Raw genomic sequence first — 272 nt, 5'->3', positions numbered from 1 at the left:
CCCCACGAAGTCAGCACCTGGCCCTGGTTGTCGGCAAGCATGATCAGGCAGTAGGAATTGCTGAGGATGTTTTCGTAGTAGGGCAGCACTTCCTGGTGGGTGGTCTGCACAAGGGAATGCTGGCTTTCCAGCAACTGGCTGACGCCGTCTGCGGGCAGTTGGTCGAAGCTCGGTGTGCTCTGGTGATCCAGGCCATAGGCCCGGCAGCGGCGCCAGGAGTCCTGGATGATGGCATCGTGCGCCAGCGGTGTGCTCATGGCGGTGACCCTTGC

The 272-nt window shown here is 61.8% G+C and carries 1 protein-coding gene; it reads right to left on the bottom strand.

The annotated features are described in order from the left end of the window. The coding region (locus tag P8629_RS11865) for a hypothetical protein (RefSeq protein ID WP_278166325.1) at window positions 1-257 on the bottom strand (257 nt) is incomplete at its 3' end. Window positions 258-272 lie beyond the last annotated feature (15 nt).

Source organism: Hydrogenovibrio sp. 3SP14C1 (assembly GCF_029625905.1).
Lineage (GTDB): Bacteria > Pseudomonadota > Gammaproteobacteria > Thiomicrospirales > Thiomicrospiraceae > Hydrogenovibrio.
This window is presented reverse-complemented; position numbering and strand designations above follow the sequence as displayed.